General features: G+C 41.5%; 25 protein-coding genes. All 25 read right to left on the bottom strand.

Annotated elements, in window-relative coordinates:
• Nucleotides 1-8: 8 nt before the first annotated feature.
• The 25 genes from AC0VYJ_RS09960 to rpsP all read right to left on the bottom strand — a co-directional run bounded on the left by AC0VYJ_RS09960 (nt 9) and on the right by rpsP (nt 21,437).
• A complete protein-coding gene (locus AC0VYJ_RS09960) occupies nt 9-815 on the bottom strand; it encodes a phosphatidate cytidylyltransferase (RefSeq protein WP_194221422.1) in 807 nt (268 codons plus the stop codon).
• Nucleotides 816-836: 21 nt separating this feature from the next.
• Nucleotides 837-1,604, bottom strand: coding sequence for an isoprenyl transferase (locus AC0VYJ_RS09955; RefSeq protein ID WP_194221421.1), 768 nt, complete (start codon nt 1,602-1,604; stop codon nt 837-839).
• Between the two features lie 91 nt (nt 1,605-1,695).
• Nucleotides 1,696-2,253 carry a ribosome recycling factor gene (gene frr, locus AC0VYJ_RS09950; protein WP_194221420.1) on the bottom strand — a complete coding sequence of 186 codons (558 nt, stop codon included), beginning with the start codon at nt 2,251-2,253 and terminating at the stop codon, nt 1,696-1,698.
• 1 nt (nt 2,254) lies between these two features.
• The gene (gene pyrH / locus AC0VYJ_RS09945) at nt 2,255-2,980 is read right to left on the bottom strand and encodes a UMP kinase (protein WP_194221419.1); all 726 of its coding nucleotides are present in this window, start codon (nt 2,978-2,980) and stop codon (nt 2,255-2,257) included.
• Between the two features lie 73 nt (nt 2,981-3,053).
• Nucleotides 3,054-3,935 (bottom strand): translation elongation factor Ts, encoded by an 882-nt coding sequence (tsf, locus tag AC0VYJ_RS09940; protein WP_430242671.1) that lies wholly within the window; start codon nt 3,933-3,935, stop codon nt 3,054-3,056.
• A gap of 100 nt (nt 3,936-4,035) precedes the next feature.
• A complete protein-coding gene (rpsB, locus tag AC0VYJ_RS09935) occupies nt 4,036-4,767 on the bottom strand; it encodes a 30S ribosomal protein S2 (RefSeq protein WP_098443375.1) in 732 nt (243 codons plus the stop codon).
• Between the two features lie 298 nt (nt 4,768-5,065).
• Nucleotides 5,066-5,842, bottom strand: a complete 777-nt coding sequence (gene codY / locus AC0VYJ_RS09930) for a GTP-sensing pleiotropic transcriptional regulator CodY (RefSeq protein WP_194221417.1) — start codon at nt 5,840-5,842, stop codon at nt 5,066-5,068.
• Between the two features lie 21 nt (nt 5,843-5,863).
• Nucleotides 5,864-7,258 carry an ATP-dependent protease ATPase subunit HslU gene (hslU, locus tag AC0VYJ_RS09925; protein ID WP_475367276.1) on the bottom strand — a complete coding sequence of 465 codons (1,395 nt, stop codon included), beginning with the start codon at nt 7,256-7,258 and terminating at the stop codon, nt 5,864-5,866.
• Between the two features lie 30 nt (nt 7,259-7,288).
• Nucleotides 7,289-7,828 (bottom strand): ATP-dependent protease subunit HslV, encoded by a 540-nt coding sequence (gene hslV / locus AC0VYJ_RS09920; RefSeq protein ID WP_475367275.1) that lies wholly within the window; start codon nt 7,826-7,828, stop codon nt 7,289-7,291.
• Between the two features lie 20 nt (nt 7,829-7,848).
• Complete coding sequence (gene xerC / locus AC0VYJ_RS09915) at nt 7,849-8,754, bottom strand: tyrosine recombinase XerC (RefSeq protein WP_475367274.1); 906 nt, start codon at nt 8,752-8,754, stop codon at nt 7,849-7,851.
• 61 nt (nt 8,755-8,815) lie between these two features.
• A complete protein-coding gene (trmFO, locus tag AC0VYJ_RS09910; RefSeq protein ID WP_427391991.1) occupies nt 8,816-10,120 on the bottom strand; it encodes an FADH(2)-oxidizing methylenetetrahydrofolate--tRNA-(uracil(54)-C(5))-methyltransferase TrmFO in 1,305 nt (434 codons plus the stop codon).
• 15 nt (nt 10,121-10,135) lie between these two features.
• Nucleotides 10,136-12,208 carry a type I DNA topoisomerase gene (topA, locus tag AC0VYJ_RS09905; protein WP_430242685.1) on the bottom strand — a complete coding sequence of 691 codons (2,073 nt, stop codon included), beginning with the start codon at nt 12,206-12,208 and terminating at the stop codon, nt 10,136-10,138.
• A gap of 71 nt (nt 12,209-12,279) precedes the next feature.
• Nucleotides 12,280-13,176, bottom strand: coding sequence for a DNA-processing protein DprA (gene dprA, locus AC0VYJ_RS09900; RefSeq protein ID WP_475367273.1), 897 nt, complete (start codon nt 13,174-13,176; stop codon nt 12,280-12,282).
• A gap of 84 nt (nt 13,177-13,260) precedes the next feature.
• Complete coding sequence (gene sucD / locus AC0VYJ_RS09895; RefSeq protein ID WP_194221410.1) at nt 13,261-14,169, bottom strand: succinate--CoA ligase subunit alpha; 909 nt, start codon at nt 14,167-14,169, stop codon at nt 13,261-13,263.
• A gap of 16 nt (nt 14,170-14,185) precedes the next feature.
• Nucleotides 14,186-15,346: an ADP-forming succinate--CoA ligase subunit beta gene (gene sucC / locus AC0VYJ_RS09890; protein WP_194221409.1), complete on the bottom strand. Its 1,161-nt coding sequence runs from the start codon at nt 15,344-15,346 to the stop codon at nt 14,186-14,188.
• A gap of 289 nt (nt 15,347-15,635) precedes the next feature.
• Nucleotides 15,636-15,812: a hypothetical protein gene (locus AC0VYJ_RS09885; RefSeq protein ID WP_303531272.1), complete on the bottom strand. Its 177-nt coding sequence runs from the start codon at nt 15,810-15,812 to the stop codon at nt 15,636-15,638.
• Nucleotides 15,813-15,877: 65 nt separating this feature from the next.
• Nucleotides 15,878-16,657: a ribonuclease HII gene (locus tag AC0VYJ_RS09880; protein ID WP_430242694.1), complete on the bottom strand. Its 780-nt coding sequence runs from the start codon at nt 16,655-16,657 to the stop codon at nt 15,878-15,880.
• Between the two features lie 51 nt (nt 16,658-16,708).
• On the bottom strand, nt 16,709-17,557 hold the full coding sequence (gene ylqF, locus AC0VYJ_RS09875; protein ID WP_194221406.1) for a ribosome biogenesis GTPase YlqF: 849 nt from the start codon (nt 17,555-17,557) through the stop codon (nt 16,709-16,711).
• Between the two features lie 50 nt (nt 17,558-17,607).
• A complete protein-coding gene (gene lepB / locus AC0VYJ_RS09870) occupies nt 17,608-18,171 on the bottom strand; it encodes a signal peptidase I (protein ID WP_303531268.1) in 564 nt (187 codons plus the stop codon).
• A gap of 172 nt (nt 18,172-18,343) precedes the next feature.
• Nucleotides 18,344-18,688, bottom strand: a complete 345-nt coding sequence (rplS, locus tag AC0VYJ_RS09865; protein WP_098443362.1) for a 50S ribosomal protein L19 — start codon at nt 18,686-18,688, stop codon at nt 18,344-18,346.
• A 127-nt stretch (nt 18,689-18,815) separates the two neighbouring features.
• The gene (gene trmD / locus AC0VYJ_RS09860) at nt 18,816-19,547 is read right to left on the bottom strand and encodes a tRNA (guanosine(37)-N1)-methyltransferase TrmD (protein WP_475367480.1); all 732 of its coding nucleotides are present in this window, start codon (nt 19,545-19,547) and stop codon (nt 18,816-18,818) included.
• A gap of 1 nt (nt 19,548) precedes the next feature.
• Nucleotides 19,549-20,064 carry a ribosome maturation factor RimM gene (gene rimM, locus AC0VYJ_RS09855; RefSeq protein WP_226612822.1) on the bottom strand — a complete coding sequence of 172 codons (516 nt, stop codon included), beginning with the start codon at nt 20,062-20,064 and terminating at the stop codon, nt 19,549-19,551.
• Entirely contained in the window at nt 20,061-20,477 is a 417-nt protein-coding gene (locus AC0VYJ_RS09850; protein WP_194221403.1) for a YlqD family protein, read from the bottom strand. Before AC0VYJ_RS09850 ends, rimM begins: the two co-directional genes overlap by 4 nt.
• Before the next feature lie 377 nt (nt 20,478-20,854).
• The gene (locus AC0VYJ_RS09845) at nt 20,855-21,082 is read right to left on the bottom strand and encodes a KH domain-containing protein (protein WP_194221402.1); all 228 of its coding nucleotides are present in this window, start codon (nt 21,080-21,082) and stop codon (nt 20,855-20,857) included.
• A gap of 82 nt (nt 21,083-21,164) precedes the next feature.
• The gene (gene rpsP / locus AC0VYJ_RS09840; RefSeq protein ID WP_098443358.1) at nt 21,165-21,437 is read right to left on the bottom strand and encodes a 30S ribosomal protein S16; all 273 of its coding nucleotides are present in this window, start codon (nt 21,435-21,437) and stop codon (nt 21,165-21,167) included.
• Nucleotides 21,438-21,490 lie beyond the last annotated feature (53 nt).

Raw genomic sequence — 21,490 nt, 5'->3', positions numbered from 1 at the left:
CTGTTTCATCAAACCAGGTTAAGTAAATGCAGAAGAGGGAGAACGAATATTAGACTATCAAATCGATCAAGTATCCCTCCGTGCCCTGGCAAGATACTGCCTGAATCCTTCACTCCGTAATGACGCTTGAATGCTGATTCAACAAGGTCACCTATCTGTCCAAAAACAGAAGTTAGAACGGAGACGATCAAAACAACTATCATGGAATCATACACCGGATAAATCAATTGAAAAACAACGCCAACAAGAACTGCCATTACAACGCCGCCAACTGCACCTTCAACCGTTTTGTTCGGAGATATATGAGGCCATAGCTTTTTCCTTCCGAGCGATCGTCCTACAAAATATGCGCCAGAGTCAGACGCCCATATAAGAAAAATAATGAAAAATAAATGAATCATACCATCTAAATTATTTTCTCCCAGGTACCGTGTCGCTGTAAAATAATAGAAACCTAGACCGACATATAACGAAGCCATCATAATAAATGAACTTTCATCAAAACTATACTTATTCTTCGTAAGGACAGTCATAGCAAGCAAAATAAGCAAGCCGAAGAACAAGAGGTCAATCTTGGTGAATACAGACGACGTCAATGACGCAATCCAGTCGTCAGGCATAACAAGAATCCACGTTCCGACGATAGCAAGTAATCCAGGAAGTGAAACCAATGTGATTTTCTTCATTAGTAACAGTTCGACCATTCCAACAGTGGCAACAAGCGCCATCAAAATGATAAATGGCCAGTCTCCTACAATAATCATTCCTAACAAAAGGGCGCCAAAAATCACACCCGTAATAACACGTTGTTTCATTACGTTAATGTCCTCCTACACTTACACCCCGCCGTAACGTCTTCCTCTTCGCTGGTATTCCTGTACGGCCTCAATAAAATGGTGCTCTGTAAAATCAGGCCAAAGAACTTCCGTAAACCAAAGTTCAGTATAAGCTAACTGCCAGAGCATAAAGTTACTTAAGCGAATTTCTCCGCTTGTCCTTATTAATAAATCCGGGTCCGGGTACTGGCTACTGAGTAAATACGAAGAAATCTTCTCTTCCGTAATCTCTTCTTCCGTCAGTATCCCCTTTCTTACATCACTTAATAACCGCTGCATCGCTGTTTTCATTTCATGACGACTACCATAGTTAAGCGCGAAGTTAAGAATGAGTCCGGTATTGTCTTTCGTCTCTTTCACTGCCTTGCTTATGGCTTTGAACGTATGGGGGGGCAGCTGTTCTCGTTCTCCCATAATTCTAACTTGAACGTTCTGCTCGATCAATTCTGGCAGGTGGCTAAGTAGAAATTGCTCAGGGAGCTTCATTAAAAAGTCTACTTCTTCCTTTGGTCGTTTCCAATTCTCGGTCGAAAAGGCATACAGGGTTAAATATTGAACACCCAGATCATTCGCCTTTCTTACGATTTTCTTTACAACCTTAACGCCTTCACGGTGGCCAGCCACACGCGGGAGACCTCGCTTCTTCGCCCAGCGTCCATTGCCATCCATAATGATCGCAATATGTCCTGGGATATTTGCAGATGTGTTAATTTCTAAATGTTCCTCATCTTCATTCTTTCTCATCCAGTTCGAGAACTTCCCAAGCATTGCAAATCCTCCATTGTGTCACTTACTTAACAAAAAAACCCCCTGTGGGAAAAGAGGGTCCTTTTATTATCTTATTTTACATGTTATTGAATTAGACTTCCATGATTTCTTTTTCTTTATCAGTCGCAACACTGTCAGCTTCAGCTACATACTTGTCAGTAAGCTTTTGGACATCGTCGTTGCCACGGCGAAGCTCGTCTTCTGTAATATCGCCATCTTTTTCTTGTTTCTTTAACTCATCATTTGCATCGCGGCGAATGTTGCGAAGCACAACTTTCCCTTCTTCCGCATACTTCTTAACGAGTTTCACAAGATCTTTACGACGCTCTTCTGTTAGAGCTGGAATCGTTAGACGAATAACATTCCCATCATTTGAAGGTGTTAAGCCAAGATCTGATTTAAGAATTGCTTTTTCGATCTCGCCGATTGAAGTCTTATCATAAGGTTGGATTAGTAGCATACGTGCTTCCGGAACAGAAATACCAGCAAGCTGGTTAACTGGTGTTGGAGCACCGTAGTAGTCAACTTGAATTTTATCAAGTAGAGAAGCATTTGCTCTTCCAGCTCTTAGTGTTGCTAGCTCACGCTTCAAGCTTGAAATTCCATTCTGCATACGTTCTTCAGCGTTTTTCAAGATTTCTTTCGTCATCTTAATTTCTCCCCTTTACAACTGTTCCAATTTCTTCGCCGCAAATGGCGCGCTTAATGTTTCCTTCTTCCATAATGGAAAAGACAACAAGTGGAATGTCATTATCCATACAAAGTGAAGAAGCTGTGGAGTCCATTACAGCTAAGCCTTCCTTAAGTACATCAAGGTAAGAAAGGGTGTCATACTTCTTCGCAGTAGCGTCAACTGTAGGATCGGCTGTGTAAACTCCGTCTACGTTGTTCTTCGCCATTAAAATAACATCTGCTTCAATTTCTGCCGCACGCAATGCAGCAGTCGTATCTGTTGAGAAGTATGGATTACCCGTACCAGCCGCAAAAATGACAACGCGTTTTTTCTCAAGGTGTCGAATCGCTTTACGACGAATATATGGCTCAGCTACCTGTCTCATTTCGATTGAAGTTTGAACACGTGTTTCAACTCCAATATTCTCAAGGCTATCCTGCATAGCTAGTGAATTCATAACTGTTGCAAGCATCCCCATATAATCAGCAGTAGCACGGTCCATTCCCATCTCACTGCCTACTTTACCACGCCAGATGTTTCCTCCGCCAACGACGACAGCCACTTCCACACCCATTTCGTGAATTTCTTTCACTTGAGATGCGATTGACTGTACGATTGTCGGTGAAATCCCTTGACCTTCTCCACCCGACAAAGCTTCTCCGCTTAATTTTAACACAACGCGTTCATACTTGGCTCCGCTCATTTTAACCCTCCAGCATGTTTATCAGTATTTGTTCTTGAAAAATAGGGAACACAACGTGTTCCCTATCATTGTTTTACTTCTTCACTTGAGACATAACTTCTTCAGCGAAGTTATCTTCACGTTTCTCCATGCCTTCGCCAACTTCGTAGCGGATGAAGCCTTTTACAGTAGCGCCTTTAGATTCAACGTACTTACCAACTTTTTGATCAGTGTCTTTAACAAACGGCTGATCAACTAGAGAAATTTCTTCGAAGAATTTGTTGATACGGCCTTCTACCATTTTCTCAACAATTTTCTCTGGCTTACCTTCGTTAAGAGCCTGTTGCTTCAATACTTCACGCTCGCGTTCAACTTCTTCAGTTGGAACAGCATCACGAGATACGAAACGAGGGTTAACTGCTGCAGTGTGCATAGCAACGTCTTTCGCTACTTCTTCGTCAGTTGTGCCTTCAAGAAGTGTTAGAACACCAATGCGTCCACCCATGTGTAGGTATGCGCCGAATGCGTCAGCGTCAGTTTTCTCAATGATTTGGAAACGACGAAGAGAAATCTTCTCGCCGATTTTAGCAATTTTGTCGTTAATGAATTCAGTAACGGTTTGTCCGTTTTCCATTTTGCTTTCAAGAGCTGCGTCCACAGACTCAGGATTCGTACTAAGGAGGTGATGCGAAATATCATTGATTAGTGAAATAAAGCTTTCGTTCTTTGAAACGAAGTCAGTTTCAGAGTTAATTTCAGCAATTACTGCTTTGTTACCTTCAACAGCGATCGTTGCAAGACCTTCAGCTGCTACGCGGTCAGCTTTCTTAGCTGCTTTAGAAATACCTTTCTCACGAAGCCAGTCGATTGCTTTGTCCATGTCACCGTCGTTTTCTGTTAGAGCTTTTTTGCAATCCATCATACCTGCACCAGTTTGTGCACGCAATTCTTTTACCATTTGAGCTGTTACTGCCATTAGTAATTCCTCCTTGAATTATGATATGTAATCATACCCTTTTGGGTTAAAAAAAGGTGATAAAGGGGTTAGAGTTCCCCTTTATCACCCCTTTGTGTTCTTATACAGATGTTTCTTCAGTTTCTACCGCTTCAACTTCTGCTTCTTCTTCTACTTTGCTAACTTCGATAACAGCGTCAGCCATTTTAGCAGTAAGAAGTTTCACAGCGCGGATTGCATCGTCGTTACCAGGGATAATATAGTCGATCTCATCTGGATCACAGTTTGTATCCACGATCGCAACGATTGGGATATTAAGCTTACGAGCCTCAGCAATAGCAATACGCTCTTTACGAGGGTCGATTACGAACATTGCGTCTGGAACGCCGTTCATATCTTTAATACCACCAAGGAATCTTTCAAGGCGATCCATTTCTTTTTTAAGAAGCATAACTTCTTTCTTAGGTAGTACTTCAAAAGTACCGTCTTCTTGCATCTTCTCAAGGCTCTTCAGGCGGTTAATACGCTTTTGAATAGTTTCAAAGTTCGTAAGCGTTCCACCCAACCAGCGTTGGTTGATGTAGTATTGACCAGCACGGATCGCTTCATCCTTAACGGAATCTTGCGCTTGCTTTTTTGTACCTACGAAAAGAACTTTACCACCGTCCTGAGCAATGTCACGAACGAAGTTATAAGCTTCTTCGACTTTCTTCACTGTTTTTTGAAGATCGATAATGTAGATACCGTTTCTTTCAGTGAAGATATAAGGTTTCATTTTCGGGTTCCAACGACGAGTCTGATGACCGAAGTGTACCCCAGCTTCAAGAAGCTGTTTCATAGAGATTACTGCCATGATTGTGTTCCTCCTAATGGTTTTTTTTATCCTCCGCTTGCATCTATTTCGGAAAAAACTGCGTCTGCAGCACCACTTTCCAAATCAACAAGCGTGTGTGATTAACACCGTTGATTAATATATCATATCAAGTGACAAGTCGCAAGTTTAAATCTTAAATTCCATGAATACCTACACAAACTCACTCTCACAGTACGCTTAAACGGTTAGGATTCAACTCCATCGTTTGCAAAAGGACTGTTGAAATCGGCAACATTCTATTAAAAAAGCTCCGAGAGATCTCGGAGCTTTAGATGAATTACTGTGTCTTAAGTTTTGAAAGCTCTACAAGGAATTTATCGTTAAGAACTTTAATGTAAGTTCCTTTCATTCCTAGAGAACGAGACTCAATAACACCAGCACTCTCAAGCTTACGAAGAGCGTTTACGATAACAGAGCGAGTGATGCCTACGCGGTCAGCAATTTTACTTGCAACTAGAAGTCCTTCATTACCTTCAAGTTCTTCAAAGATGTGCTCGATTGCTTCAAGTTCACTATAAGAAAGAGAAGAAATCGCCATTTGTACAACCGCTTTGTTTCTTGCTTCTTCTTCAATTTCTTCCGCTTTTTCATGAAGAATTTCCATTCCTACTACTGTTGCACCATATTCAGCTAATAGAAGATCATCATCTGAGAATGAGTCGCTTAGACGTGACAGGATGAGCGTACCAAGACGGCTTCCACCACCAACGATCGGTACAATTGTTGTAAGACCTTTTTCAAAGAGGTCACGGTTTTCTACTGGGAAAGCTGTGTACTCGCTTGTGATATCCAGATTCGAAGAAGTTTCTGCAATGTTGAACAGGTTTTGTGTATATTCTTCAGGGAACTGACGCTCAGAAAACATTTTCTTCATGCGTTCGTTTTCGATTTCTTGATTAATTGCGATTCCAAGTAGCTTACCTCTGCGGCTTACGACATATACGTTTGCCATAATGACGTCTCGTAGTGTTTCAGCCATGTCTGTAAAGTTAACTGGCCCCTCAGATTTTTGTAGCATTCCATTAATTTTTCTTGTTTTTTCAAGTAAATTCATAGTTTTGTCCTCCTGCATGTATTATAGGATGTATTGGCTGAGGTCACGGTTCTTCGCAATAGAAGCTAACTTTTCCTCAACATACTCTGGTGTAATCGTGATGCTGTCTAGATTAATGTCCGGTGCTTCAAATGAAAGATCTTCAAGAAGCTTTTCTAAAATTGTGTGCAGTCTTCTTGCGCCAATGTTGTCAGTGTCCTGATTCACTTCGGTTGCAATCGTAGCAATTTTAAGAATAGCATCGTCAGAAAATTCAACTTTAATACCTTCTGTTTCTAATAATGCTGTGTATTGCTTCACAAGAGCATTATCAGGCTCTGTTAATATACGTTTAAAATCGTCTACGGTTAAACTTGATAACTCAACGCGGATTGGGAATCGGCCTTGCAGTTCAGGGATTAGATCAGATGGTTTCGACATGTGAAACGCCCCCGCGGCCATAAACAAAATATGGTCTGTTTTTACTGGACCGTACTTCGTTGTTACCGTTGAACCTTCTACGATTGGCAATATGTCTCTTTGAACGCCCTCTCTGGATACATCAGCTGACTGCTGACTTTTCCCCGCGACCTTGTCAATTTCATCAATGAAGATGATACCCGTTTGTTCCGTCTTTGAAACTGCATCCTGTGCGACTTCATCCATATCCACAAGTTTTGCTGCTTCATCCTGCGTTAAGACCTTTCGTGCTTCTGACACCGGAAGCTTACGTTTTTTCTTCTTTTTAGGCATGATATTTCCGAGCATATCCTGCATGTTCATACCCATTTGCTCCATGCCAGCTCCCTGGAACATGTCCATCATGGAATTGTTTTGTTCTTCCACTTCAACAGTAATCATCCGATCTTCGAGTTCACCTAGCGCAAGCTGTTGAGCTATTTGCTTTCGTCTTGAAGCAATCGACTGATCTTCTGAACTAGCCTGGGTGTTTGTTTCTTCTTGCCCCTGATTACCAAATAACATTTCAAGCGGATTCTTGTATTGTGTCTGCTTCTTATTAGACGGTACGAGCAGTTCCACAATGCGTTTATTCGCATTTTCTTCCGCTCTGCCCTTCACCTGTTCCATTCGGTCTTCTTTGACAAGTCTGATTGATGTTTCAACGAGATCGCGAACCATTGATTCCACATCTCGGCCTACATAACCCACTTCAGTAAATTTCGTTGCTTCTACTTTAATGAAAGGAGCATTGACAAGACGAGCCAGTCGTCGCGCAATTTCAGTTTTACCAACGCCTGTTGGCCCAATCATTAAAATATTTTTTGGATTCACTTCATCCTTCAGTTTATCGCTTAAAAGACCCCGACGGTAACGATTTCTCAATGCCACGGCAACAGCCTTTTTCGCGTCATTCTGACCAACTATATACTGATCAAGCTTTTCAACAATTTGTCTCGGTGTTAATGGATTAGACATACGATCTCCTCCAAAGATACAGTTTATATACTAAATGGTTTCTACGATAATTTGATCATTTGTGTACACGCAAATTTCTGATGCAATTTCCATAGAGGCCCGCGCAATTTCTTCAGCGGTTTTGTTATCACTGTATCGCTTAAGAGCTCTACCTGCTGAAAGTGCGTAGTTAGAACCTGAACCAATGGAAAGAATGCCATCATCAGGTTCGATCACTTCACCAGTACCTGAGATAAGCAGAAGCTCATCCTTATTCATAACGATTAACATGGCTTCAAGCTTTCTTAGTACACGGTCACTGCGCCACTCTTTTGCGAGTTCAACAGCAGCACGCTGTAGGTTACCGCCGAATTCTTCCAGTTTGCTTTCGAATTTCTCAAAAAGAGTGAATGCGTCCGCAACTGATCCTGCAAATCCAGCAACCACCTTCCCATGAAATAACCTTTTTACTTTCTTAGCCGTATGTTTCATGACTACGGCATTGCCAAATGTCACCTGGCCATCACCGGCCATTGCGCACTCTCCATTATGCTGTACTGCAAATATCGTCGTTGAATGAAAGTCTCCCATAAGTTCCTCCTCCCGAGCTATTAAGCTCTTGGGTGATGGTTCATGTATATATTTCGCAATCGATCTCCCGTCACATGGGTATAGATCTGAGTAGATGATAAATCGGAATGTCCTAAAAGCTCCTGAACAGATCGTAAGTCTGCCCCTTCATTCAGTAAATGTGTTGCGAATGTGTGTCTCATCACATGGGGACTTATATGTACATGCAGCGAAGCGTCTTTCACAATCTTATCTAAAATTGTTCGTACGCCTCTTGCTGTCACGCGACTACCTCTAAAGTTTAAAAACAGGGCTTTTGTCGGCTCTTTTCCGGACGAACCGAGTTTTACTCGTCCATCCTCTAAATACTCTTTTATTGCATCTATAGCGAAACTACCAATTGGTACATATCTTTCCTTACGCCCCTTACCGATTACAAAAATGGTACCAATCGCAAAATCAATGTCTTCTAAATTAAGCGCAACGCATTCACTAACGCGAATGCCACACCCGTACAATACTTCGAGCAAAGCTCTGTCTCTTTGACCAAGCGGCTTCGACGTATCGGGCGTATCAAACAATACATTGAGCTCTTTTTCATACAAAAATTGCGGAAGGCGCTTCTCTTGCTTCGGTAGTGAGCTCATTGTAAATGGATTAATCTCAACAATGTTTTCGCGTAAAAGGAATCGATATAAGCTTCGTAACGTTGAAATTTTTCTCGCTGCTGTTTTTCTTGCGTAACCTCGCTCGTGAAGCTCAGTCAAATAAATTCTGACATCTGCATAAGAAACAGCAGCAAAGACATCGATAGTCTGCTGCTTCATAAAAGACTTGAAATGTTCAATGTCCTGTAAGTAACCTGAGATCGTATGTGGTGAACAATTCTTCTCAATCTGAAGATACTCAGAAAATGATTGAATATGAGCTTGTTGGTTGTTATTCATCGTTATCACCTCAAAAGGCTTCTAAATCGTATCACAATTTAGAAGCCTTAGCAATAGGAATTTACAATCTTTTTACAAAATTCTGAATTGTTTCTAACGCTCGATTAGCGATCGTTTCATTACGCTCTTTCTTGCCTTTAATTCGCGTTTCAAGCGGTGGGAACAAACCAAAGTTAGCATTCATCGGTTGGAAGTTATCCGGATTAGCCGTCGTAATATAATTCGCTAGACTACCAAGCGCAGTTTCTTCAGGAAACACTAGCGGCTCTTCATCCTTCATTAGTCGAGCAGCGTTAAATCCAGCGATTAGTCCAGATGCCGCTGATTCTACGTACCCTTCCACACCTGTCATTTGACCTGCAAAGAATAGATTCTCGCGATCTTTGTATTGGTAAGTAGCTTTCAATAAGTTCGGAGAGTTAATAAACGTATTTCGATGCATTACGCCATAACGTACGATGTCCGCGTTCTCAAGTCCAGGAATTAAGCGAATCACTTCTTTTTGCGGTCCCCATTTGAGATGCGTTTGGAATCCAACAATATTATATAGGGTACCAGAAGCATTATCCTGCCTTAGTTGAACGACAGCGTAAGGACGCTTTCCTGTTCTAGGATCCTCAAGACCCACAGGTTTAAGAGGACCAAACGTCATCGTCTTCTGCCCGCGCTGGGCCATTACTTCAATTGGCATACATCCTTCGAAGAAAATTTCCTTCTCAAATTCTTTAAGCGGAACCGTTTCAGCTGAAATAAGTGCTTCATAGAACGTATTAAATTCTTCTTCCGTCATTGGACAGTTTAAGTAAGCTGCCTCTCCCTTATCATAGCGTGACTTCTTATACACTTTCTCCATATCAATGCTTTCCGTTTCGATAATAGGAGCAGCAGCATCATAAAAGTATAGGTACTCTTCTCCGCTTAAAGCCTTTAACTGATCTGAGAGATCCTTAGAAGTTAGCGGGCCTGTCGCTATAATTGTTGGCCCTTCAGGGATTTTAGTACACTCCTCTGAAAAAACCGTTACGTTTGGATGGTTTTTAACATTCTCCGTAACCTTCGCAGCGAATTCATGACGATCCACAGCCAGTGCACCACCAGCCGGAACGGCACATTCGTCAGCAGACTTAATGATAACTGAATCCATTCGACGCATTTCTTCCTTTAAAACGCCGACTGCATTTGTTAACGTATTCGCTCTTAGTGAATTACTACATACTAGCTCAGCAAATTTATCGGTATGGTGAGCAGGCGTTTGCTTCTTAGGACGCATCTCATAGAGATGAACGTCCACTCCTTGCTTTGCAAGTTGCCACGCTGCTTCACTTCCAGCAAGTCCGGCACCGATTACCGTCACATGTTTACTCATTGCCATAACCCCTTACTAGTTTTCTTCTTCAACGAAATCGCAGTTTACGCATTTGATTTCTTTCTTTTTCTTCGTTTTCTTCTCAACAAGTAAATCACCGCATTTAGGACATGGTCTCTTGATTGGTTTATCCCATGAAAGAAAATCACATTCAGGAAAACGATCGCAACCATAGAAAAGACGGTTCTTTTTACTTTTTCGCTCTACAACATTACCTTCTTTACACTTCGGACAGGTAACGCCAACTTCTTTAAGGATTGGTTTTGTATTACGGCAATCAGGAAAGTTTGAGCAAGCCATGAATTTCCCATAGCGTCCCATCTTGATGACCATAGGTGAACCACACTTCTCACAATCTTCTCCAGCGGGTTCATCTTTAATCTCGACTTCCTTCATTTCTTCCTCGGCTACTTTCAGCCGCTTTTCGAAGTTTTGATAAAATTCATTGATAACAGAAATCCATTCTGCATCGCCATCCTCAATTTTGTCAAGATCATTTTCTAATCCAGCAGTGAATTCAATATTGATGATATCCTGGAAGAACTCCAAAATCAGTTCTAATACAATTTCACCGAGCTCAGTTGGCACAAATTTCTTATCTTCTAACGCCACATACCCTCGACGTTGAATCGTATCAAGCGTAGGAGCGTAAGTAGAAGGGCGGCCTATACCGAGTTCTTCCATTGTTTTAACAAGGCGAGCTTCTGAATATCTCGGCGGTGGCTGTGTGAAGTGCTGAGAAGGATCAATTTCTGACGTAGAAACATCCATGCCTTCTTCAAGGTCAGGAAGCATTTTATCTTCTTCCTTTTTATTGTCGTCGTTTCCTTCAACGTACACCTTCATAAACCCTTTGAATTTCACTTTAGAACCAGTCGCACGGAAGATCGTTCCGTTGTTCTCAAGATCTACACTCATCGTGTCCATAATAGCCGGTGCCATCTGACTGGCTACAAAACGCTCCCAGATGAGCTTGTATAAACGGAGCTGATCGCGCTTTAAGTAAGCCTTCATCTCAGATGGATCACGCATAACCGATGTCGGTCGAACCGCTTCGTGAGCATCTTGTGATTTACCTGATTGTTTCTTAGCAGGCTTTTTAGCTGATAAGTATGTGTCTCCATATTTACCTTGAATGTATTCCTTCGCTTCATCCTTCGCTGTTTCAGAGATGCGTGTTGAGTCAGTTCTCATGTACGTAATTAAACCGACTGTACCTTGTTTACCAATCGCAATCCCCTCGTAAAGCTGCTGAGCAAGCATCATTGTTTTCTTCGCTCTGAAATTTAACTTTCTTGCTGCTTCCTGTTGAAGAGAAGATGTTGTAAATGGAAGGGCTGGGTTTCGCTTACGTTCTTTCTTTTGAACGGATTGGATCTCAAACTGATCTCCTTCAATGCGCTTTAACACGTTGTCGACGTCTTCACGTGATTGAAGATCTGTTTTCTTTCCATCCACTCCGTAAAACCCAGCTTCGAATTGCTCTCCATCTTTTTCGAAAGAAGCTTTGATTTTCCAATATTCTTCTGCCTGGAAATTCTGAATCTCTTTCTCTCTTTCAATGATAAGGCGAACTGCAACGGATTGAACTCGTCCAGCACTTAGGCCTTTCTTCACTTTTTTCCATAATAATGGACTGATGTTATACCCAACAAGACGGTCAAGTACTCGACGCGCTTGCTGTGCATCCACTAAATCCATGTTAATTGGTCTCGGCTGCTTGAAAGCATCCTTTACCGCATCTTTTGTAATTTCGTTAAATACGACCCTGCATTCAGTTTGCTCATCAATCTTCAAACTGTGAGCTAGATGCCACGCAATCGCTTCCCCTTCGCGATCGGGGTCAGCTGCGAGATAGACTTTCTTCGCTTTTTTGGCTGCATCTTTAATTTCCTTAAGGACAGGGCCTTTCCCGCGTATTGTTATATATTTAGGAGCATAGTTGTTTTCCACATCAACGCCCATCTGACTTCTTGGCAGGTCAATGACATGACCTAATGAGGCTTTCACCTGATATTTCTTTCCTAAATATTTTTCAATTGTTTTTGCTTTAGCGGGAGATTCAACAATAACTAGATAATCTGCCACAATACGTTTCCTCCCCCCATTGAGGTAAATTTTAAAATCTTCCTTATTATTAAATAGTCAAAACTCGTTTGTCAAATAGTGCTAGTTTCATTTTCATGAAAATTCGGTAATTCATCAAGTATATCTTTTGCCTCTAATACTAGCTTAGCCCCCTGCTGAATAAGTCGATTTGTTCCTTCAAAGTACGAGTCAGTCATCCTGCCTGGTAAGCAAAAAACTTCTCGTCCCTGATCCATCGCTTGATCAGCAGTAATCAACGAACCACTTCGTTTTCTTGCTTCTACAATAAACGTTCCAAGCGATAATCCGCTAATAATTCGATTCCGCTCAGGAAACTGATGTTTTTCTGGTCCCCTATCTGGTGGATATTCTGAAAGCAGAAGACCGTTTTTGGCAATTATTGAAGCAAGCAGCTGATTTTCTTTAGGGTAGATATGCTTAAACCCGCTTCCAAGGACGGCAATCGTTCCTACATCGTGATCAAGCGCGATCCGGTGTGCAAGAGTATCAACACCGAGAGCAAGACCACTTACGATCGTCCAACCTTTCGTTACGATTGGCGTTAAAATAAGTTTCATCATCGCTTCCGCATCACGCGAATGATTTCTTGATCCGACGACACTAAGGGCTCGTTGTTCATTAAGAAGCGCGGTGTTACCGATACAATATATAACCCACGGTGCATCATAAATATGCGAAAGCCTTTCAGGGTATGCTTCGTCAAATCTCGTAATAGCCCGAATTTCCCCTGCTTTAATATGAGAAAACCTCCATGGTTTTTTCATATGAAGATCTTCATATAATAAGCTCGCATGCTCTCCTGGTATGTGAAATTGTCTTAACTGAGTAGCAGACATATCATATATGCTTTGAAGCGTTGGGTCAAATGTAAGAAATGAACGCAGCACTTTCCAGTCAGTTCCTCGGCACTGATGTAACTGAATTAACCGGCTTCTAAACGTTCTCAACCATGCCTCTCCCCTATCAGCATTAAAATGTATTATTTCTCGTTATGTATAAGAGAAATAGCTCCCGAACGGGAGCTATTACCATTAAGCCTTATGTGTTGTGCACTTCTCTAGTAATCCTTTATCTTCAAGAACAGAGATGAGCGTTTCGCCCATTACAGCAGGTGTAGGTGCGACTTTAATTCCGCACGACTCCATTGTTTTGATCTTCTCGTCAGCTGTCCCTTTACCGCCAGAAATAATTGCACCGGCATGACCCATGCGCTTTCCTGGAGGCGCCGTTTGGCCACCGATAAATCCAACGACAGGCTTTGTCATGTTTGCTTTCACCCATTCTGCCGCTTCTTCTTCTGCCGTACCACCGATTTCGCCGATCATAATGACGGCGTACGTATCTTCATCTTCGTTGAAAGCTTGCAAGACATCGATAAAGTTCGTTCCGTTAACAGGATCTCCGCCGATTCCAACAGCAGTGGATTGACCGATTCCTGATTCAGAAAGCTGATGAACAGCTTCATACGTTAATGTACCAGAACGAGAAACCACTCCTACGTGACCTTTTTTGTGAATGTATCCAGGCATAATACCAATTTTACATTCATCAGGAGTAATCACACCAGGACAGTTCGGTCCTACAAGACGTGTTTTCTTTCCTTCCATATAACGCTTTACTTTCACCATATCGATGACAGGAATACCTTCCGTAATACAAATCGCAAGGTCCATTTCAGCGTCTACCGCTTCCATGATCGCATCTGCTGCAAAAGCAGGCGGAACATAGATGACAGAAGCATTAGCACCAGTTTTTTGAACAGCTTGCTCAACTGTATCAAATACGGGAACGCCTTCCACTTCAGTACCGCCCTTACCTGGCGTTACACCACCAACAATTTTCGTACCATACTCAAGCATTTGCTGTGTATGAAATAAACCAACTGATCCTGTAATTCCTTGAACGATGACTTTTGTATCTTGATTAATGTATACGCTCATTCCTAGTCCCGCCTTTCTACTTCACTAATGAAACGATTTTTTCCGCGCCGTCAGCCATAGACTCAGCAGCGGTAATATTTAATCCAGAATCTTTCAGGATTTGCTTTCCAAGATCAACATTTGTGCCTTCAAGACGAACAACAAGCGGAATTTCAAGACCTACTTGCTTCGTAGCTTCTACAACACCTTCAGCAATAACGTCACACTTCATGATCCCACCAAAAATGTTTACATAAATACCTTTAACATTTTTGTCTGATAGGATGATTTTGAAGGCTTCCGTCACTTTCTCAGCTGTTGCGCCGCCCCCAACGTCAAGGAAGTTAGCGGGGTCGCCGCCGTAATGCTTGATAATATCCATCGTAGACATTGCAAGCCCTGCACCGTTAACCATGCAGCCGATATTACCATCAAGAGCAATGTAGCTAAGCTCATATTTTGATGCTTCGATTTCCTTTGAATCCTCTTCATCAAGATCACGAAGTTCAAGGATATCTTTATGGCGATAGAGCGCATTTGGATCAAAGTTTAATTTAGCATCAAGAGCCATTACGTTCCCATCCCCAGTTGTTACAAGAGGATTGATTTCCGCAATTGAAGCATCTTTTTCTACAAAAACTTTGTATAAACCAAGCATAAACTTCACTGCTTTATTGATTTGTTCTTTCGGGATATTAATATTAAATGCTAGTCTTCTAGCCTGGTAACCCTGAAGACCTACAGCTGGATCGATCACTTCTTTGAAGATTTTCTCTGGGCTGTGTTCAGCCACTTCTTCAATTTCAGTTCCGCCTTCTTCAGATGCCATCATGACCACTCTTGACGTTACACGGTCAAGTACTAGACCAACGTAATATTCCTGTTTAATATCGCAACCTTCTTCAATAAGTAAGCGCTTTACTTCCTTACCTTCTGGTCCCGTTTGATGAGTAACTAGTGTTTTTCCGAGGATCTCCTCAGCGTATGTACGAACTTCCTCAAGGTTCTTGGCAATTTTAACACCGCCAGCTTTTCCTCGACCACCTGCGTGGATTTGTGCTTTTACAACGTAAACTTTGCTGTCTAATTGTTTTGCAACGTCCACAGCTTCTTTCGCGGAGTATGCGACTTGTCCATTAGGGACTGATACCCCGTAGCTTCTTAGGACTTCTTTTCCTTGATATTCATGGATATTCATTCTCTCATCCTCCTATCCTAGTCAATCAAATCTTTGACGACGTTTTCATTGTATAGAAAATTCACACCGATTGTCTACCCTTTTGCATAAAGTCTCTGTTCTTTCTTGCAAATATTGTTCCAATTTATCCAGGAAAGTAGCTGTATGGCGATTGTTTCGCTCTTTCTTAGATGTAAAAATTGCCACTTTTCGCAAAAAACGCTGCGTGAGTCTCAACGATATTCGAAACTTTCAACTTTTTATTGATGAAGCAAGATTGATGACTAAAATTACAAAAAAAGAAGAGGGGCTATCTCCCCTCTTCCCGTTCGTCTCTTCCTGCTTTTTTAGGTGAGTTCTCTTGCTCTCTTTTTTTATGATCCGTAATCGTTAATTCTCTTGCGGCCGCAGGTGTGTAAACTCCAAATTCCTCTCCGGCTTCTTCATAAAACGAGTCGTTTTTGTCTGGACGTCCTGGATCTTTCACAAATGATTGCTCCTTCACACTAGAATAGGTATAGTATCAACTGTTTCAGCCTATTCATACACCATTTATAGCAAGCCTAAGCGATCTCTTACAGGAGCAAATGATTTTCGATGTGCATCCGTGACACCATATTGATCAAGAGCAGCGAGATGTTCTTTCGTTCCATACCCCACATGTCGCTCAAATCCATATTGAGGATAAGTTTCTGCTAATTTTACCATCATGCGGTCACGTGTCACCTTCGCAACGATTGAGGCTGCTGCAATACTAACACTTCTCGCGTCACCTTTAATGAGCGATTCCTGATCGATTTGTAGTGGGATGTGCATGGCATCCACTAGTAAGAAATCAGCTTGGACGTTCAATCCCTCAACGGCTTGTTGCATTGCTTTTTTGGTTGCTTGATAAATATTTAATTCATCAATTTCGCTTGAGCTGACAACGCCAATTCCAATTGAAATAGCATCCTTATGTATCTGATCAAATAAGTCATTGAGTTTCGCATGAGACAGTTTTTTTGAATCCTGTAGCCCAAGAATAGGTACATCAGGGTTTAATATGACCGCTGAAGCAACCACAGGGCCTGCTAAAGGGCCTCTTCCTACCTCATCGACTCCCGCTATAGCAAGACGACCTTGTTCTCTGTAATGAGCTTCTAAGACGCTCATCTCTTCATGCATTTGAAGTATTTTTATTTTTTCTTGCTCTTTCTTTCCTTCTCTAGCAATTAAGCTCATCACACCTTTGCGTGTATCCTGTTTCCATGCTTCCCAATCATCGTTAGTATATTGCCCTTGCTTCAACATCTGGGTAATTTCTTTAATTGACTTTAGTTTTTCACTCATTGAATCTCCTCTTTCTCTTCAGTTCATTTAAAAAAGGTAAGGCTCATGGCCTTACCTTTCTGGCGTTTCAAGTGTCACATCGCCCAATTTACCACTTCGAAGCTCACGAAGCACGGTCTCAGCTGTTTTATCGTAATCAATCCAGCCGCCACTCATTAAAAAGCCACGTTTTTTCCCAATTTCATCAAACAACTCTACAACATCTTCAGGTATATCCTCAAGGTGGTAGCGATCCTTCAAGCGATTAGGATAATATTCACTCATGAATTTGAGCACATATACCGAAATATCCTGAAAATCCAGGATTTCATCTTTAATCGCTCCGGTAGCAGCCAGTTTATATCCGGTTATCTGATCTTCAAACTTAGGCCATAAAATACCTGGCGTGTCGAGAAGGTCCATTTCATCGCCTACTTTGATCCACTGCTGCTTTTTCGTAATACCTGGTCGATCTCCCGTTTTAGCAATCTTCTTCCCCGCTAAACGGTTGATCAAGGTAGATTTCCCAACGTTAGGAATTCCTAAGATTAAGGCCCGAACCGCACGCGGCTTCATGCCCTTCTCGATCATCCGATCAATCTTATCACTCATTAGCTCTCTTGCTGCTGCAGGAATACTTTTCACGCCTTTACCGGTTTGCGAATCAATTGCCAATGCTTTATGTCCTTGCGATTGAAAATAGTGTTTCCATTCAGTTGTTTTCTGATCATCCGCCATATCTGCTTTATTAAGCAAAATTAGTCTTGGCTTTGAAGAAACTATTTCATCAATCATCGGATTCCTTGAAGCAAGCGGGATGCGTGCATCCACTAGTTCAATTACAACATCAATCATTTTAAGCTTCTCGGTAATCTCCCGGCGTGCTTTTGCCATATGTCCGGGAAACCATTGAATCGTCATGCCATCTCCACCTATTCTCAAATCATGAGGTATCAAAAAATTCTAGATCCTCACTCCATTACTTGTATATCATTTAAGGGCCAAAAAATAACGTTTGCTTCTCCGACAACTTTTTCAACAGGAACGAAGCCAATGGAACGACTATCTTTACTATGCTGGCGATTGTCCCCCATCACAAACAATTGTCCTTCTGGAACTGTAGCTTCACCAGTTACACCAGTTAAATCAAAATCGTACGTTAAGTTCCCTTCTAACAAATCATCTTTATATGGTTCTAGATAGGGCTCCTTAACCGCTTCACCATTTACGTAAAGCATATCACCTTTGTATTCCACTTTATCTCCAGGCAGACCAATCACTCGTTTAATATAATCTTTACCTTCAGGTGCCTCGAATACAATGATATCGAAACGTTCAGCATCACCAATATTATAGCTGATTTTGTTCACGATCATCCGATCACGATCCTGTAATGTCGGCATCATGCTTTCGCCATCAACAACAATGGGAGCAAAAATAAAATAGCGAACGGCTCCTGCTAGTATAAAAGCAATGATGAGCGCACGTATCCACTCCCAGGAATCTTTCTTCTCTGCTGATCTGGTGCTTTTCATGCTCGTTCCTCCTAATGAAAGGGTCTTTTTTACCTATTTCTTTCCCCTCTAGCCTTTCCTACAAACCTTTATAACCCGCTTTATTTTATCATAGAAAGTTACTTATTTCACATGAGTTTTTTTCAATAGAAAAAAGGAGCCTGACAATGCAAGCTCCCTTTCGCGTCTAACTTTATCGAATTTCTTTAATACGAGCGGCTTTACCACGAAGTGCACGCAAGTAGTATAGCTTAGCACGGCGAACTTTACCGCGACGAGCAACTTCAAGCTTAGCAACTTTCGGTGAATGTACAGGGAATGTACGCTCAACACCTACTCCGTAAGAAATCTTACGAACTGTAAATGTTTCACTGATTCCGCCACCACGTCGTTTAATCACAACACCTTCGAATAACTGGATACGCTCACGAGTACCTTCGACAACTTTAACGTGAACTTTCACAGTATCTCCTGGTCGGAAATTAGGAAGATCCGACTTAAGTTGGTCTTTTGTGATATCCTGGATTAACTTGTGCATCAAGTAACCCTCCTTCCACACAGATGCTCATATAAATAATCTTTCATTACAGCGGAACATCGTAATAACGTGACTAATGCCACAACTGTTATCATAGCATAGCACTTTTTAGATTACAAGAATGAATTCACTCTTTTTCTCGCTTAATATCTTGAAGAAATTTCTCTTCTTCCTTCGTCAATTCTTTCTCTCTAAGAAGATCCGGTCTTCTATTCCACGTGCGCCTTAACGATTCCTTAAGACGCCACTTACGAATAGCCTCATGATTTCCTGATAGAAGCACATCAGGCACGTTTAACCCAGCATACTCAGCAGGGCGTGTGTAGTGAGGGTGCTCTAGTAAACCACTACTAAACGAATCCATAGGAGCTGATGTATCATTACCAAGGACTCCAGGGAGAAGTCTTGTAACACTGTCAATAACGACCATGCTCCCAAGCTCTCCTCCTGTTAAGACGAAGTCACCAATGGAAATCTCATCCGTTACTAGATTTTCTCGAATACGCTCATCATAACCTTCATAATGACCGCAAATGAAAATAAGATGATCTTCCTTCGCAAGCTCTTCCGCTTTCTTTTGTGTAAACCTTTCTCCTTGAGGACACATCAGAATGACGCGTGGATGCTTTCCTGCTGAAAGATCGGCGACAGCGTCAAAAACCGGTTGAGGCGTTAACACCATACCAGCTCCCCCACCGTATGGATAATCATCAACGTTTTTATGCTTATTCGAACTATAGTCACGAAAATTAGTCACATTATAAGTCACAGCCCCATTATCCTGAGCACGCTTTAAAATCGAATGGTTAAATACACCTGAGAACATTTCAGGAAACAGCGAAAGCACATCAATCTTCATGCTAATCACGAAGTCCTTCCATTAAATGAACGGTAATTTTCCCTTCACTTAAATCGACCTGTTTCACCACTTGCTCGATGTAAGGTAACAAAAGATCCTTACCCCCGCCGGCAGTTTGAACAACCCAAACATCATTTGCTCCTGGTGAAAGAATTTCTTTTACCTTACCAAGATACTCGCCATCTTCAGTATGAACTTCAAGCCCGATAATATCACGGTAGTAGAATTCTTCTTTTGATAGCTTTCCGCCTTGATCTTCCTTTACTTTCAGAATACCTTCTTTCATGTGCTGTACTTCGTTTATATTGTGAAACCCTTCAAATGTAAGCAAATCAAACTGCTTATGCTTTCTATGTGATGAAACTGTTAAAGATACAGGCTCATCATCCTTAAACAAGTACAGCTTGTTGCCTATTGCATAACGCTCCTCTGGAAAATCTGTTCTAGAAATAACGCGTACTTCACCTCGCACGCCATGTGTATTGACGATTTTTCCTACATTAAGCCATTCTGTCATATCATAATATCCTTTCCTTTTGAGTCAGGGACGATGCTTTGCACAACCCCATCTTTTACGACTATTTTACCTTTTTGCTCTCTTCCATGCCACTCGTCCCCAATTTGAACTTCCTGAATGGATTGAATTTCACCGTCGTGAATTTCAGAACCTAAAGTCAACTGATCAAGTTGATCCATTTTGAAATCAAGGAATGACATTCGTTCAGATCTTGTCCGAATTTCTTTATCAAATTGATCAGCTATCCACTTTTGATCAGAAGGGCGTTTTTTTTGCAGGCGCTTCATTTCAAATTGAAGATGATCACATTCCCGCAGAAGAGAGGCATGTTCTTTTTGCCATTCATCTAGATAGGAAGCCCGGCTTTCTTCAGTTAAAATTTGTTTCACATCATACGTTACAATGATTTTCATCTCGCTGCCCTCCATATGTAAATAGGACCTGATTTTCACATGATAAATAGATGCAATAGAAAAACCTGGCTTCTGGCCAAGTCTTTTGAAAGGGAAAGCCTTCGTATTTGATGTTAAATCCACGTTCTCATAAGGGTATGTTAATAAATGTTATTGATTTTTGGCTAAGGCGAGTGAAACAGATATTTCATTCAATTGAGCCAAAAATCGAGATATCATCACTATAAGATAACATAGCTTATCATAAAAAAAGAGCCTTACGAACAATGAGAATTTTTATAAACGTTAGATATGGATTATGAATCTGGTGAAAGGCACGTGAATTGAAAGTTTCATTCGAGTGAGCCAAAACAAAAAAAGAGGAGTTTCATCTCCCCCTAAAGTATCTCCAACTGTACACGTTTATTGGACTGAACAGCGGCGGCGTTCATCACCGTACGAATTGATCTAGCGACCTTTCCCTGCTTCCCAATCACTTTTCCTGTGTCCTCTGCATGAACGTGAAGCTTGTATATATCCAAACTGCTTGTCTCTTCTTTTTCAACACGAACTTCATCAGGATAATCGACAAGAGCTTTTACAATTGTTTCAACCAGGGCTTCCATTATACTCTACCACCTTTTTAAAAATGATGGACCTAGATACACCAAAGGAGGCTTTCAAGAAAGCCTCCTCTAAGGTGTTAAATTACTTTGTGTTTTTTGCGTTGTGAAGCTTCTCCATAAGACCTGCAGTGGAGAATAAGTTACGTACTGTATCAGAAGGCTTAGCGCCTTTAAGCATCCAATCAAGAGCTTTCTCTTCGTTGATTTTCACTTCAACTGGATTAGCAACCGGATTGTAAGTACCGATTTCCTCGATGAAGCGTCCGTCACGTGGTGCACGTGAATCAGCAACAACTACGCGATAGTAAGGAGCTCTTTTAGCACCCATACGCTTTAAACGAATTTTAACTGCCATGTGTTTCACCTCCAAAAATATTCACATAAATAAATATAATATCATAAATTTAT

The sequence above is a fragment of the Anaerobacillus sp. 63XJN7_5_ISO-PGPR-S23-430 genome, assembly GCF_056173695.1.
Note: the sequence above shows the minus strand (reverse complement) of the source record. Positions and strands in the feature narration are given on the sequence as shown.